Source organism: Chelatococcus sp. HY11, assembly GCF_018398335.1.
Taxonomy (GTDB): domain Bacteria; phylum Pseudomonadota; class Alphaproteobacteria; order Rhizobiales; family Beijerinckiaceae; genus Chelatococcus.
On sequence record NZ_JAHBRX010000001.1, the window covers coordinates 2490763 to 2505326 of the forward strand.

A 14564-nucleotide genomic window follows, 5' to 3' on the forward strand; every position below is an offset into this window, starting at 1 on the left:
GCCGCAATGAAACGTAATGTCCTCATCATCGGCGCCGGCGGCGTTGCTCAGGTCGTCGCGCATAAATGCGCTCAGAACAATGACGTCCTGGGCGACATCCATATTGCCTCGCGCACCGCCGAGAAATGCGCCGCCATCGTGCGGTCCGTCCATGAGAAGAAGGCCATGAAGCGGCCGGGCGTTCTCGAGGCCCATGCGCTCGATGCGCTCGACGTCGAGGCCACCAAGGCTCTCATCGCGCGGACGAAGACAGAGATCGTACTGAACGTGGGCTCAGCCTTCATCAACATGTCGGTCCTGCAGGCCTGCATCGAGACCGGCGCCGCCTATATCGACACGGCCATCCATGAGGATCCGCTGAAGATCTGCGAGACGCCGCCGTGGTACGGCAACTACGAGTGGAAGCGCCGCGAGGCCTGTGCCAAGGCCGGCGTCACCGCAGTGCTCGGCGCCGGCTTCGACCCGGGCGTCGTCAATGCCTATGCGGCCCTGGCGCGTGACGAATATTTCGACCGTATGGATTCGATCGACATCATCGACATCAATGCCGGCGATCACGGCCGCTATTTCGCGACGAATTTTGACCCGGAGATCAATTTCCGCGAGTTCACCGGCCAGGTCTGGTCGTGGCAGAACCGGCAGTGGACCTCCAACACGATGTTCGAGGTCCGCAAGGACTGGGATCTTCCCGTGGTCGGGAAACGCACCTCCTACCTCACGGGCCATGACGAGATCCATTCGCTGTCGAAAAACCTCGACGTGCCGCATATCCGCTTCTGGATGGGCTTTGGCGAGCGCTATGTCACCGTCTTCACGGTGCTGAAAAACCTCGGCCTCTTATCCGAGCAGCCGATCAAGACGGCTGAAGGCCTCGAGGTGGTTCCTCTGAAGGTGGTCAAGGCCGTGCTGCCTGACCCGTCATCGCTGGCGCCCGACTACACGGGGAAGACCTGCATCGGCGATCTCGTGAAGGGGGTGAAGGACGGCCGCGAACGCGAGGTCTTCATCTACAACGTCGCCGATCACGCGGAAGCCTATGCGGAAGTCGGCAGCCAGGGCATTTCCTACACGGCCGGCGTCCCGCCGGCTGCGGCCGCGATGCTGATCGCCCGCGGCGACTGGGACGTCAAGACCATGGCCAATGTCGAGGAACTGCCGCCGCGCCCCTTCCTCGACCTCCTGAATCATATGGGCCTGCCGACGCGCATCCGTGACGAAAATGGCGACCGCGCACTCGACTTCGCGGATGATGCGGAGGAGCCAGTGGCGGCCAGGCGCGTGGCCTCCGGCCGCCGCTGACGGTCCCACCTCCGACCCAGCCCGGCCGAGGTCCATCCGGATCTTCGGCCGGGTCCAACCCAAGCGCCTTCCGGTATTGCCATGCCCCCCTCCGCACTCACGCCGTTCGACCGGTTGAAGGCTGCCTGCGCCGATGACTGGCGCGCCTATTGCCAGCATGACTTCGTGCGCCAGCTGGGCGCCGGCACGCTGCCTGGCGAGGCGTTCCGGCACTATCTGGAGCAGGACTATCTGTTCCTCATCCATTTCGCCCGGGCCTGGGGGCTCGCCGTCTACAAAAGCCGGTCAGTTGCCGAGCTTCGCCAGGGCCTCGACATGCTGAAGGCGATTGTCGACGTGGAGCTCGGCCTCCATGTCGACAATTGCCGGCAATGGGGCGTCGCGGAGGATGATCTGTTGCGCGTCCCCGAGGCGCGGGCGACCATGGCCTATACCCGCTATGTGCTCGATGCCGGCAACCGGGGCGATCTGCTCGATCTCCATGTGGCGCTCGTGCCGTGCATGATCGGCTATGCGGAGATCGCGACCTGGCTGAATGCGCAGCCGTTCCTCAAACGGGACGGCAATCCCTATGCGAGCTGGATCGCGATGTACGCGAGCGACGAATTCCAGGACGCAGCAGACGCCGAACGCCGCTGGCTGGACGAGCGGCTGGCATCCGTTGATCCGGCGCGCTTCGCGGAACTCGCCGGCACCTTTCGCGACGCGACACGGCTCGAAGCCGACTTCTGGCAGATGGGGCTGGAGCGCCGCTTTTAGAATCGGCTGCGCTCTGTGGAATCCAGGCGTCGTTCAAAGGCTCGGGCCTGTCGGTCGGCCGCGTAATGACGATGTGGAGCATACTCAGGGGTTCCGTCCCGGGGCGACGGACCTCCTCAGCCGAACGCCGGGTCCGTCGCGGTTGGCTGGTAGGAAGCGGACACCGGCTTCTTCCAGCGCCTTGACGACGAGCATCTCCGTCGTGCGCTGCAGCTCGTGCCGATGGCACTCGAAGTCGCGCACTGTGCTCCGGGACACACCGGCGGCCGTCGCGAGCTGATCTTGTGTCCAGTCGAGCAGCCCGCGAGCTGCGCGACATTGTTCGGGACGTAAATTCATGGGTTTAGGCCATTGCAATTGCCACCCGAAGTCAACCATAATGTAGGAACTTGAGCAACACCCCACCCCTGTGATCAACTTCGCAAGAGGTCCTGCCGTCGCACATGCCGGATGCCGCGCTATATTTGACCATTCTCATCGCTCTTCCCTTCGTGGGAAGCGTCGTCGCGGCCTTTTTTCCGTCCAATGCACGCAATGCGGAAGCTTGGCTTGCCGGCACGGTGTCGCTCACCAACCTCGTCATAACTATTCTGTTCTTGCCGTCGGTGCGCGACGCGAAGGTTGTCCGCGCGGAATATGAGTGGCTTCCGGACTACGGCCTGAATTTCATCGCTCGCATGGACGGGTTCTCCTGGTGTTTTTCGATTCTTATCTTCGGCATCGGGTTCCTGGTCGTTCTTTATGCGCGTTATTACATGTCGCCGGCGGACCCGGCACCGCGCTTCTTCTCCTTCCTGCTCGCCTTCATGGGCGCGATGACCGGCGTCGTCCTCGCCGGCAACCTCATTCAGCTGGTATTCTTCTGGGAGCTGACGAGCCTTTTCTCGTTCCTGTTGATCGCTTACTGGCACCATAACCAGAATGCCCGTGACGGCGCCCGTGTGGCGCTGACTGTCACGGCAGCCGGCGGACTGTGCCTTCTCGGCGGCATGCTGATCATCGGCCATATCGTCGGCAGCTATGACCTGGACGTCGTGCTCGCCTCCGGCGATCGCATCGTCTCCCATGAGCTTTATCTGCCGACATTGCTGCTGGTGGCGATGGGTGCCCTCACGAAGAGCGCGCAGTTCCCCTTCCAGTTCTGGTTGCCGCGCGCCATGGCCGCCCCGACACCCGTCTCCGCCTACCTGCATTCGGCGACGATGGTGAAGGCCGGCGTGTTCCTGCTGGCGCGGCTCTGGCCTGTCATGTCGAACCACGAGTACTGGTTCTGGCTCTTCGCCTCGGTGGGGGTGCTGACGCTGCTGATCGGCGCATTCCTGGCCCTTTTCCAGCAGGACCTGAAGGGCCTCCTCGCCTATTCCACCATCAGCCACCTCGGGCTGATCACCCTTCTGCTCGGGCTCGGCAGCCCACTCGGCATGGTGGCGGCGGTCTTCCACATCATCAACCACGCGGCCTTCAAGGCCTCGCTCTTCATGGCGGCCGGCATCATCGACCATGAAGCGGGCACGCGTGATGTCAGGCGCCTCGGCGGCCTGTTCCGCGCCATGCCGATCACGGCCACGCTCGCCATGGTGGCCGCCGCCTCCATGGCCGGCGTGCCACTGCTCAACGGCTTCATCTCCAAGGAGATGTTCTTCACCGAGACCATCGAGACCCATGTGGACTCGGCGCTCGATAGCGCCTTGCCCTATCTCGCGACGCTGGCCGGCATGTTCAGCGTCGCCTATTCGCTGCGCCTGATCGATCAGGTCTTTTTCGGGCCGGTCGCCACCGACCTGCCGCGCAAGCCCCATGATCCGGTGATCTGGATGCTGGTGCCGATCGGCCTGCTCGTGCTGATCTGCCTGCTGATCGGCATCCTGCCCGGCCCGACCGTCGGCAGTTTCCTCGCCACCGCTGTCGAGGGCGTGCTCGGCCCCCATCTGCCGTACTACAGCCTGGCTGTGTGGCACGGCTTCACGCTCGCGCTGATCATGAGCTTCGTGGCCCTCATCGGCGGCGTCATCACCTATTTCACGCTGAAGAACTACCTCTCTGGCAATATCGAAGGCGCCCCCCTCCTGCGACGGCTCAAGGGCAAGCGCATCTTCGAGCGTGCCATCGTCATGCTGTCGTGGCGGTGGGCACGCGGCATCGCCGATATCGTCGGCACCACGCGGCTGCAACCACAGCTCCGCCTGCTGCTGGCCGTGGCCATTCTGGCGGGACTTTGGCCGCTGTTCAGGGGCTCACTGTCGCTCGATATCGGCTGGCCTTTCACGGTCGATCCAAGCTTCGTGCTGCTCTGGACCGTGGGATGCGGATGCGCTCTCGGCGCCGCCTATCAGGCCAAATATCATCGCCTCGCGGCCGTTATCATCATGGGCGGCGCCGGGCTTGCCACCTGCATCACCTTCGCCTGGCTTTCGGCGCCTGATCTCGCGCTGACACAGCTGCTGGTGGAAATCGTCACGACGGTCCTCCTCCTGCTCGGCCTGCGCTGGCTGCCGCAGCGTCTGGAGGATAGCGGTGTGTCCATTACCTTTGGCGCACGGTTACGGCGCCTGCGGGACCTCATCATCGCCGTCGCCGGGGGCGCGAGCCTGGCGGCTGTTGCCTATGCGGTCATGACCCGCCCGCAGCTCAACAGCATTTCCAACAATTTCCTTGAACGCGCCTATGCGGAGGGCGGCGGCCGCAATGTCGTGAATGTCATCCTCGTCGACTTCCGGGGCTTCGATACCCTGGGCGAGATCACCGTGCTCGGCATCGTTGGCATCACGGTCTTCGCGCTGCTGCGCCGCTTCCGCCCGGCCCGTATTTCCGTGGAAGCACCGAAACAGAAAAGGTTCCAGAACCAGTTCGATGCCGACCGCTATGACGCGCCCAAGGCCGGCATTGCCGTGCATTACATGATCGTCCCCGGTCTCATCATGCGGCTTCTATTCCCGGTCGTGGCGATGATGGCCGTCTTCCTGTTCATGCGTGGTCACGATGCGCCAGGCGGCGGCTTCGTGGCGGGGCTGACCTTCGCCATCGCCTTCATCCTCCAGTACATGGCGGGCGGTGCCCGTTGGGTGGAGGCTCGCCTGCGTGTCCTGCCGGTCCGCTGGATCGGCGCCGGCCTGCTGGTTGCCGCGGCAACAGGCCTGGCGGCGCTTGCTTTCGGCCGTCCCTTCCTCACATCGGCCTTCCAGTATGCCGATTTGCCGGTGTTCGGCCGCGTACCGCTGGCAAGTGCTCTTTTCTTCGACCTCGGCGTGTTCTCGCTGGTTCTGGGTGCCACCGTGCTTGTGCTGATCGCCCTTGCCCATCAGTCGATCCGCATCTACCGCGCCATGGCAGCCGCCAAGGCGGCAGAGGCCGAAGCCATCGAGGAGGCCCGCTGATGGAACTCGTCATCGCCATCGCCATCGGCGTGCTTTGCAGCTCGGGCATCTGGCTCCTTCTGCGTCCGCGCACGTTCCAGGTCATCATCGGCCTGTCGCTCCTGTCCTATGCGGTCAATCTCTTCATCTTCGCGATGGGGCGGCTGCGCGCCGGCGCGCCGCCTGTGCTCGGCGCCTCGGGCACGGGCGACCTCGCGAGCTATGCCGATCCGCTGCCGCAGGCCCTCGTCCTGACCGCGATCGTCATCAGCTTCGCGATGACGGCGCTCTTCCTCGTCGTGTTGCTGGCGTCGCGTGGCCTGACCGGCAACGATCACGTCGATGGCCGTGAGGTGGACCAGTGAACTGGCTCGAACACCTCACCATCGCGCCGATCCTCATCCCGTTAGTCGCCGGCGCCTTCATGCTGCTTCTCGACGGGCGCAATCGCTTTGTCGCGGCCGGCATCAATGTGGCCTCCACCTTCACGCTGCTCGTTATCGCCATTCTGCTGGTGTGGTTCGAGAGCGCGCAGGATGCCGGCGGCCATGTCTATCTGCTCGGCAACTGGCCGGCACAGTTCGGGATCGTGCTGGTCGCCGACCGCCTGTCGGTCATGATGCTGCTGGTCACGGCCATCCTGGGTTCAGCCACGCTTCTTTTCGCGTTGGCGCGCTGGCACAAGGCCGGCAGCTATTTCCACCCGCTGTTCCAGTTCCTGCTGATGGGGATCAACGGCGCGTTCCTCACCGGCGACATCTTCAATCTTTTCGTTTTCTTCGAGGTGATGCTCGCCGCGTCCTACGGGCTGGCGCTGCATGGCTCCGGCCCGGCGCGCGTCAAGGCCGGCCTCCACTACATCGCCATCAACCTTGCCGCCTCGCTGCTGTTCCTCATCGGTGCCAGCCTGATCTACGGCACCGCCGGCACCTTGAACATGGCGGCGCTCGCCACCCGGATCGCCGGCCTTCCGTCCGACGAGCGGCTCCTGTTCGAGATCGGCGCGGCCGTGCTCGGCATCGCCTTCCTTGTAAAGTCTGCCATGTGGCCGCTCGGCTTCTGGCTGCCATCCACCTACGCCGCCGCATCCCCGCCCATCGCGGCGATGTTCTCCATCCTCACCAAGGTCGGCGTCTACGCGGTGCTGCGGCTCGGCTTCCTGGTGTCATCGGGCGACGACGACGTCTCGCTGCTCTTCGGCGGAGACTGGTTGCTGGTGGGCGGCATCGCAACAATCCTTTTCGGCATGATCGGGATCATGGCGTCGCAGGAGATGGCCAGACTCGCGGGCTTCAGCGTGCTGGTCTCGTCCGGCACCCTGCTGGCGGCCATCGGTGTCGGCGGCGCGGCGGTAACGAGCGGCGCGCTGTTCTATCTCGTCTCGTCGACGCTCGCCATCGCGGCCTTCTTCCTGCTCATCGAGCTCGTGGAGCGTGGCCGCGCGCCGGCTGATGACGTGCTGGCCGTAACCATGGAGGCCTATGGCCTCGATGATCCCGATGAACTCGAGGAGGACGAGGTCGGCATTGCCATTCCGGCGATCATGGCGCTTCTTGGCTCGGCCTTCATCGCCTGCTCGGTGCTTTTGTCCGGCCTGCCGCCCCTGTCAGGCTTCGTGGCCAAATTCGCCATCCTGTCAGCGCTTGTCGACCCGACGCGGGGTTCGCCGGAAAGCTGGGCGGCCTGGGCCGTCTTCGCGACAATTCTGATGTCCGGGCTCGCGACATTGATCGCGATGACACGCGCGGGCATCCGCACGTTCTGGGCCTCAATCGAACGCGATCTGCCGCATGTACGGGTGGTTGAGCTTGCCCCCATCGCGATCCTGCTCTTCCTGTGCATTGCTCTCACCGTGCAGGCCGGTGGCGCCATGCGCTACATGCAGATGACGGCCGAGGCGCTGCACCGCCCTGGCGCTTACATCGGCGCGGTCTTCGCCGCTCCGCCCGCCAAGACGGAAACGACCGGGACGGAGCCGGGCACGACGGAAGCGGATGGAGGAAGGCCATGAGGCGCGTGCTTCCCTACCCGCTGATATCCCTTCTGCTCCTGGTGATGTGGTTGATCCTCAACCAAAGTGTATCGCCCGGCCAGATTCTCATCGGCGGGATCTGCGCGCTGCTCGGCCCGCTTGTATTGACGCGGCTTGACGTGCCGCCGCTCCGCCTTCGCAGGCCATGGGCGATGCTGCGTTTGATCGGCAGGACACTTGTCGACATCGTTCGCTCGAACATGAATGTCGCGCGGGCTATCCTGAATCCGAAGCCGACGCGGCGGGCCGGCTTCGTCGCCATCCCGCTGGCCCTGCGCTCGCCCTATGGCTTCGCGACGCTCGCCTGCATCCTCACCGCAACGCCGGGCACGGCCTGGGTAAGCCTTGACCCGGCGGACGGGACACTGATCATCCATGTCCTCGATCTCTATGACGACGATGACTGGGGCGCGATCATCAAGAACCGGTACGAAGGACTGCTGATGGAGATTTTCGAATGAGCGTGGCGATCCTCGGCTGGTCCCTCCTCGTCGCGCAGATCTTCCTGGCGACGGCGATGGCGATCGCTGCGTGGCGCATCATGCGCGGACCGCGCGCGCAGGACCGCGTGCTGGCCATGGATGCGCTCTATGTGAACGGCATGCTTCTGCTGCTTGTCCTCGGCATCGGTACAGGGCGCACGCTCTATTTCGAGATCTCGCTGGCGATTGGCCTTCTCGGCTTCGTCGCCACCGTCGCGCTTGCCAAGTTCCTCATGCGCGGTGAGGTGATCGAATGAACAATCTAGCCGCCCTCCCGGCCTGGGCCGCACTACTGACGGCATTTCTCGTGCTCCTCGGCTCGGCGCTCGCGCTCACCGGCAACATCGGCCTTTTGCGCTTCGGCAGCTTCTATGAGCGCGTCCATGCGCCCACCCTCGGCGCGACACTCGGCATGGCGAGCATTCTCGTCGCCTCGATCGTGTGTTTTTCGGCGCTTCAGACGCGGCCGGTCGTCCATGAGATCCTGATCGGTGTCTTTGTCACCATCACCACGCCGGTGACGCTCATGTTGCTGGTTCAGGCCACGCTCTACCGCGACCGCCTCGAGGAAAAGGACCCTCTGGAGAAGCGCGGGCGGAAGGCAGGCGCGCCATCGCGATCTTCCGATACCGCCGCCTGAGGCGACCTCGGTTCCGCTTCAGGAATGTAAGGGGCCGCTCACTCGGGCGTGCTCCTGCGGGCATGCGTTGCCGCGGCCTCCTGCCAGAGCGTCAATGCAACCGTCAGCACCATGAAGCCGGCCGTCGCGGCGAAGACGAGTGACGGAAGTCCGCGATCCAGCAACAAGGCGAAGAAAAGCGGACCCGAGAAGTTGGCGATATTGAAGCCTGTCGTCACGATCCCGAACACGCGGCCCTCGGCGCCACGCGGCGCGGCGGCGCGTACCAGCATATCGCGTGACGGGGCGATCACGCCCGAGAGGAACCCGGCGAGCGTCAGCATCACGACGAGCGCGGGAGCCGGCAACCGCGTCACCGCGATGATCGCGACGAGTACGGCTGTGACGCCGAAGGCGACGGCCGCCACATAACCATGGCGGCTGGTGCGGTCCGCCAGAATGCCACCGGCGAGCACGCCGAAGGCGCTCGCGAAAAGGAAGCCGGAGAGCGCCGTATTGGCCATGACGAGATCGACGCCATAGCCCATCGTCAGAGCCGACACCGAGAAATTCTGCAAGCCCCCCGTGCTCAGATTGAGCAGCATGAACAGCACGATCAGAACGAGAACAGCCGGGCTGAGAAGCGCGCTGATCCCGTCGGGGGCCTCGACCGCGCCTGGGGTTTGTGTCACTTGGGCACGGCGCGGCTGGCGCGCCAAGTCCTCGGGCGTTCGCGCGATCAGGATGGCGGCGACGCAGCCAATTCCTCCCGCGACCGCGAAGGCCAAGGCAACGCCACCGAAAGCCGCGATTCCGAGCAGTACGGCCGGCGCGATTGCCCCACCGAAATAGCCGGCGAATGTATGGAAGGAGAACGCCTTGCCCATGCGTCCGCCATCGATGCCGTGTGACAGCCAGGCGTAATCAGCCGGATGATAGACACAATTGGCGAGGCCGGCGAAGGCCATGCCGACAAGCAGAAGAGGGTAGGTCTGGGTGGCCGCGAGCCCGATGAAGCTCACCCCTCCAAGGAGGAGCCCCCCGATCAGCAGCCGACGCGGGCCGAAACGATCCGTCAGAAAGCCGACCGGTGTCTGCGCCAGCAAGGTGACGAGATTGAAGACCGTAAGCGCCAGGCCGATCTCGACGAAGCCCACTCCGAAATGCGCAGGCAGGAGCGGAATGAGCGCCGGCAAGGTCATGATGTGGAAATGGCTGACGAAATGCGCCATGCACACCTTGCCGAGAAGCGCGAGCTCCTGGCCGCCCCATCGCCCCTGCAAGGCCGCGAATGCCGACATCACGAGAGCTCCGCGCGTCTCGCCTCGCCGTCCGTTCGAGCTGGCCGCGTGAGAACGGCGAAGACCAGGGTGCAAGCGAGCACGAGCAAGCCGAGAAAGACGATCACCCCGGCGGTGCCCCAGAGCGTGGAGACCACGCCGGTCACCGGCTGGAAGATCGCGGCGCCCGCGAAGAAAGCGAAATTGATCGCCGCGAGCGCCTTGCCGGCCTTGTCAGGCGAGAATATCGATCGGCCCATCGCAAAGAGCAGCGGCTGAACCGCGATCGTCGCGCCAAAGGCGAAAAGCACAGCGGTGTCAAAGGTGACAGGCAGACGCGCATGGCCGAGAAGGTTCGACAGCAAGCCGTCCGGACCGCCCATGGCAAGCAGGAGAAGCATCACCCCGGCGATCGCGTGACCCGTGGTGATCAGCGCACGGCGATGGCCAATGCGCCGGTCCAGCATGCCAAATGCGATCGGGCCGATAACGAGGGCGACCGTCATCGGCATCAGCACGTTACCCGCCTCGACCCGGCTCACGCCTTTAATGTCCATGAGCCATGGGCCACCCCAGAGGCCGCGGATGCCGATCATCACCGCGAAGGACGCCAGGGCGAGAATGATGATGCCGCGCATGCGGGTGGACACGCCGATCCGCACGACCTCCCGAACCTCCGCGCGCAAGGTGGCGTGCTCGGCTCCGCGCTCGGGAGGCGTGTTGGGCACCAGCAGGAAAACGAGACCGGCGACGACGATGCTCGCCATCGCGGCCGCGGCATAGCCAGCGCGCCACCCGGACGTTTCGATGAGCCAGGCCAGCGGGCTCGCTGACAGCAGCATGCCGCAGTTGCCGACGCCCTGGATGAGGCCCGACCACAGCCCGAACTTCGCCGGCGTCAACATCTTCGCGGCCAGCGTCATCGGGCAGAGCAGCATGCCGCAACAACCGATGCCGAGCACGATCTGCGCCATGAGGAAGCCGGTTGCCCCACCGATAACCGCCGCCAGCGCGGCCCCTATGGTGACGATCGTGAAGAGGGTCAGCGAGACCGTGCGCACGCCATAGCGGTCCAGTGCCACGCCGACAGGAATCTGGCCGGCCGCAAAGGCGAAATGGTAGGCGCCCGTCAAGCTGGCGAGCGCTTCCGCGCTGACGCTCAGATCAAGCGCCATCACGTCTGTCGCCATCGCCGGCAGCGTGCGCACCATGTTGGAAAGCATATGGCCAAGGGCGAGCACGAGAAGCGGTGCGCCGAAGGCCGCTGTCCCCTGAAGGACAGACACTGATTGTACGGACGCAGACTCTCTTCCGCCGGACGCAACCGCTTGCGACCTTGCCATGGATCGTGAACTCCCTCGGCGCCGGACTCCTCACGATCCGGTCGCATTGATGGCTGCACAGTCCTTGTGCAATTCCTGCCATCTTCCCGGATAGTCGAGAGACGCGGTAAAGCCAAGCGCGGGAGGGCAACCGGCGTGCATAGCGGCTATGCGCCGCGTTGTGATGCTACTTAAGCTTAGGCGAAGCGCGCTGCTGGGGCGGAGGCAAGCTTTTCAGTTTTTACTAGCGGCCACGTGACGGCGTGGGCAACACACACATCTCTTCGCCGGAGAACAGGCGCGAGCGGGTCAGGAAGCGTTGTTCCGTGCCGTTATCGAGCGAGAACATGCCCCCCCGGCCGGGCACGACGTCAAGAATGAGCTGCGTATGCTGCCAGGCCTCGAACTGCGAGGCACTGATATAGACCGGCGTCCCCTCGATCTCACCGAGCTTGACGTCACGGTCGCCGACGATGAATTCGGCTTGCGGATAGCACATCGGCGAGGAGCCATCGCAGCAGCCTCCCGACTGATGAAACAGGATGGGGCCGTGCTGCGCCTTGAGTTTCTCGATCAAGGCAACCGCCGCTGGCGTCGCCGTTACCCTGGCCGGGGACACCTCCGTCATGATCACCGTCCTCGCTTGTCGTTGACGCCATTCTTCCCAAAAAAGAGGCCGGACGGTGACAGCTCCGTCCGGCCAGGTTGCGCGAGGGAGCGCGCTCGGGAGGATCTTCAGGACGCCATATCGAGAACGATCCGGCCCTCGATCTGTCCTTTGTGCATCTTGTCGAAGACTGCATTGATGTCTTCGAGCTTGGCCGTGGATACGGTCGCATGGACTTTGCCGGAGGCGGCAAAATCGAGCGATTCCTGCAGGTCGAGGCGGGTGCCGACGATGGAGCCGCGGACCGTTATGCCGTTCAGCACCATGCCGAAGATATCGAGCGGGAAGCCGCCTGGCGGCAGCCCGTTGAGCGAGACCGTGCCGCCGCGCGCGACCATCCCGATCGCCTGCTCGAAGGCCTTGGGGCTGACCGCCGTCACCAGAACGCCCTGCGCGCCACCATCGGTCTCCCTCTTGATGACCGCCGCAGGGTCTTCCTCCTTGGCGTTCACGGTCAGGGTCGCCCCCAGCCGGCGCGCGAGGGCGAGCTTCGCCGGGTCGATGTCGACGGCGGCGACATTAAGCCCCATCGCCTTGGCATATTGCACGGCCATGTGGCCGAGACCGCCGATACCGGAGATGACGACCCAGTCACCGGGCTTGGTGTCGGTGACTTTCAGGCCCTTGTAGACCGTCACGCCCGCGCAGAGGATGGGGGCGATCTCCACAAAGCCGATATTCGCGGGCAGGTGGCCGACATAATTCGGGTCCGCGATGACATAATCGGCAAAGCCGCCGTTGACGGAATAGCCCGTGTTCTGCTGTTCAACGCACAGCGTCTCCCAGCCGCCCAGGCAGTGCCGACAATGGCCGCACGCGGTGTAGAGCCAGGGAACGCCGACCCGGTCGCCTTCCTTGACATGCGTGACGCCGGCGCCAACCGCCGAGACGAAACCGACACCTTCATGGCCAGGGATGAACGGCGGGTTTGGCTTCACTGGCCAGTCACCCTCGGCGGCGTGCAGATCCGTATGGCAGACACCCGAGGCCTTGATCGCGACCTGGATCATACCCGGTCCCGGTTCAGGCACCGGCACTTCCTCGATGACGAGGGGCTTGCGGAATTCCCGCACGACGGCGGCTTTCATGGTCTTTGCCATAGAGCTTTCTCCTTGCATTGACCCGGCTAAGCTAGGGGCAGCCGGGAGGCCGCCCCATGACCAAGATCAACCTTGCTCAGAAGAAGCCAAGCTTTTTCGGCGAATAGCTGACCAGCATATTCTTGGTCTGCTGGTAGTGGTCGAGCATCATGCGGTGGTTTTCGCGCCCGATGCCGGACTGTTTGTAGCCGCCGAAGGCCGCGTGGGCCGGATAGGCGTGGTAGCAGTTCGTCCACACCCGGCCGGCCTGGATCGCGCGGCCAAAGCGATAGGCCCTGTTGCCGTCGCGCGTCCACACGCCCGCGCCGAGGCCATAGAGCGTATCATTGGCGATGGCCAGCGCCTCCTCGTCGTCCTTAAAGGTGGTGACGGAAACGACGGGGCCGAAGATCTCCTCCTGGAAGATCCGCATCTTGTTGTGGCCCTTGAAGACGGTCGGCTTGACATAATAGCCGCCGGCGAGATCACCGGGCAGTTCGTTGCGTGAGCCACCAGCCAACACCTCGGCGCCTTCCTGGCGGCCGATGTCGAAGTAGCTGAGGATCTTCTCGAGCTGCTCGGACGAGGCCTGCGCACCGATCATCGTGGAGGGGTCGAGCGGGTTGCCCTGCTTGATGGCCGCGACGCGCTTCAAAGCCTTTTCCATGAAGCGGTCGTAGATCGACTCATGGACGAGCGCACGGCTGGGACAGGTGCAGACCTCGCCCTGGTTGAGGGCGAACATCACGAAGCCTTCGATGGCCTTGTCGAAATAGTCGTCGTCCTCGGCCGTTACATCCTTGAAGAAGATGTTCGGAGACTTGCCGCCGAGTTCCAGCGTCACCGGAATGAGGTTCTGGCTCGCATATTGCATGATCAGCCGGCCCGTCGTCGTCTCGCCGGTGAAGGCGATCTTGGCGATGCGCGGGTTGGACGCCAACGGTTTGCCGGCCTCGAGGCCGAAGCCGTTGACGATGTTGAGCACGCCCGGCGGCAGGATGTCCGCAATCAGTTCGGCCAGCACGAGGATGGAGGCGGGCGTCTGCTCCGCTGGCTTGAGCACGACGCAGTTGCCGGCGGCAAGCGCGGGCGCGAGCTTCCACACCGCCATCAGGATCGGGAAATTCCAGGGGATGATCTGGCCGACGACGCCGAGCGGCTCGTGGAAATGGTAGGCGACCGTGTCGTGGTCGATCTCCGAGATCCCGCCTTCCTGCGCGCGGATGGCGCCGGCGAAATAACGGAAATGGTCGATGGCGAGCGGCAGGTCGGCGGCGGTCGTTTCGCGGATCGGCTTGCCGTTGTCCCAGGTCTCGGCTTCAGCGAGGAGCGCGAGATTGTCCTGCATCACATCAGCGATGCGATTGAGCAGCAGCGCGCGCTCGGCCACGCTGGTGCGACCCCAGGCATCCTTGGCCGCGTGCGCCGCATCGAGCGCCGCCTCGATGTCGCTGGCGTCGGAGCGGGCGACTTCGCACAGAAGCTTGCCGTTGACGGGGGAGGTGTTCTCGAAATAGCGGCCGCTCAGCGGCTCGGCCCATTTGCCGTTGATGAAATTACCGTAGCGCGCCTTGAAGGGCGTGGCCGTCGCGCGAACGATCTCTGGCTTGTTCAAGGTTTCCTCCTGCATGCGTCGATTCACGGCCGCATATCGATTGCGGTCTCATGCAGT

14 protein-coding genes are annotated in these 14564 nt (G+C 64.3%); 8 read left to right on the forward strand and 6 right to left on the reverse strand.

Annotated elements, in window-relative coordinates; translation table 11 throughout:
• Nucleotides 1-6 precede the first annotated feature (6 nt).
• Both KIO74_RS11340 and tenA read left to right on the forward strand, forming a co-directional pair.
• Nucleotides 7-1299: a saccharopine dehydrogenase family protein gene (locus KIO74_RS11340; RefSeq protein ID WP_213332080.1), complete on the forward strand. Its 1293-nt coding sequence runs from the start codon at nucleotides 7-9 to the stop codon at nucleotides 1297-1299.
• Nucleotides 1300-1380: 81 nt separating this feature from the next.
• Nucleotides 1381-2058: a thiaminase II gene (gene tenA / locus KIO74_RS11345; RefSeq protein ID WP_213332081.1), complete on the forward strand. Its 678-nt coding sequence runs from the start codon at nucleotides 1381-1383 to the stop codon at nucleotides 2056-2058.
• 84 nt (nucleotides 2059-2142) lie between these two features.
• Here the strand turns inward: tenA and KIO74_RS11350 are convergent, their stop codons facing one another.
• Nucleotides 2143-2397 (reverse strand): helix-turn-helix domain-containing protein, encoded by a 255-nt coding sequence (locus KIO74_RS11350; protein ID WP_213332082.1) that lies wholly within the window; start codon nucleotides 2395-2397, stop codon nucleotides 2143-2145.
• A gap of 104 nt (nucleotides 2398-2501) precedes the next feature.
• Between KIO74_RS11350 and KIO74_RS11355 the strand changes: the two genes are divergently transcribed.
• From KIO74_RS11355 to mnhG, 6 genes are read left to right on the forward strand one after another with little or no spacing between them, the layout of a single operon-like run.
• A complete protein-coding gene (locus KIO74_RS11355; protein WP_213332083.1) occupies nucleotides 2502-5432 on the forward strand; it encodes a monovalent cation/H+ antiporter subunit A in 2931 nt (976 codons plus the stop codon).
• Nucleotides 5432-5776: a Na+/H+ antiporter subunit C gene (locus tag KIO74_RS11360; protein WP_213332084.1), complete on the forward strand. Its 345-nt coding sequence runs from the start codon at nucleotides 5432-5434 to the stop codon at nucleotides 5774-5776. Before KIO74_RS11355 ends, KIO74_RS11360 begins: the two co-directional genes overlap by 1 nt.
• Entirely contained in the window at nucleotides 5773-7422 is a 1650-nt protein-coding gene (locus KIO74_RS11365) for a monovalent cation/H+ antiporter subunit D (protein ID WP_213332085.1), read from the forward strand. Before KIO74_RS11360 ends, KIO74_RS11365 begins: the two co-directional genes overlap by 4 nt.
• Nucleotides 7419-7904, forward strand: coding sequence for a Na+/H+ antiporter subunit E (locus KIO74_RS11370; RefSeq protein WP_213332086.1), 486 nt, complete (start codon nucleotides 7419-7421; stop codon nucleotides 7902-7904). Before KIO74_RS11365 ends, KIO74_RS11370 begins: the two co-directional genes overlap by 4 nt.
• A complete protein-coding gene (locus KIO74_RS11375; RefSeq protein ID WP_213332087.1) occupies nucleotides 7901-8182 on the forward strand; it encodes a K+/H+ antiporter subunit F in 282 nt (93 codons plus the stop codon). The genes KIO74_RS11370 and KIO74_RS11375 overlap by 4 nt, the downstream gene beginning before the upstream one ends.
• Nucleotides 8179-8565, forward strand: coding sequence for a monovalent cation/H(+) antiporter subunit G (mnhG, locus tag KIO74_RS11380; protein ID WP_213332088.1), 387 nt, complete (start codon nucleotides 8179-8181; stop codon nucleotides 8563-8565). The genes KIO74_RS11375 and mnhG overlap by 4 nt, the downstream gene beginning before the upstream one ends.
• A gap of 38 nt (nucleotides 8566-8603) precedes the next feature.
• On the opposite strand, the gene KIO74_RS11385 is transcribed toward mnhG, so the two are convergent.
• From KIO74_RS11385 to adh, 5 genes are all read right to left on the reverse strand, one after another.
• On the reverse strand, nucleotides 8604-9845 hold the full coding sequence (locus tag KIO74_RS11385; RefSeq protein ID WP_213332089.1) for an MFS transporter: 1242 nt from the start codon (nucleotides 9843-9845) through the stop codon (nucleotides 8604-8606).
• The gene (locus tag KIO74_RS11390; RefSeq protein WP_213332090.1) at nucleotides 9845-11167 is read right to left on the reverse strand and encodes an MFS transporter; all 1323 of its coding nucleotides are present in this window, start codon (nucleotides 11165-11167) and stop codon (nucleotides 9845-9847) included. The genes KIO74_RS11385 and KIO74_RS11390 overlap by 1 nt, the downstream gene beginning before the upstream one ends.
• 223 nt (nucleotides 11168-11390) lie before the next feature.
• Entirely contained in the window at nucleotides 11391-11774 is a 384-nt protein-coding gene (locus tag KIO74_RS11395) for a DUF779 domain-containing protein (protein WP_213332091.1), read from the reverse strand.
• A 107-nt stretch (nucleotides 11775-11881) separates the two neighbouring features.
• Complete coding sequence (gene adhP / locus KIO74_RS11400) at nucleotides 11882-12913, reverse strand: alcohol dehydrogenase AdhP (RefSeq protein ID WP_213332092.1); 1032 nt, start codon at nucleotides 12911-12913, stop codon at nucleotides 11882-11884.
• A gap of 76 nt (nucleotides 12914-12989) precedes the next feature.
• Nucleotides 12990-14507 carry an aldehyde dehydrogenase gene (gene adh, locus KIO74_RS11405; RefSeq protein ID WP_249730952.1) on the reverse strand — a complete coding sequence of 506 codons (1518 nt, stop codon included), beginning with the start codon at nucleotides 14505-14507 and terminating at the stop codon, nucleotides 12990-12992.
• Nucleotides 14508-14564 lie beyond the last annotated feature (57 nt).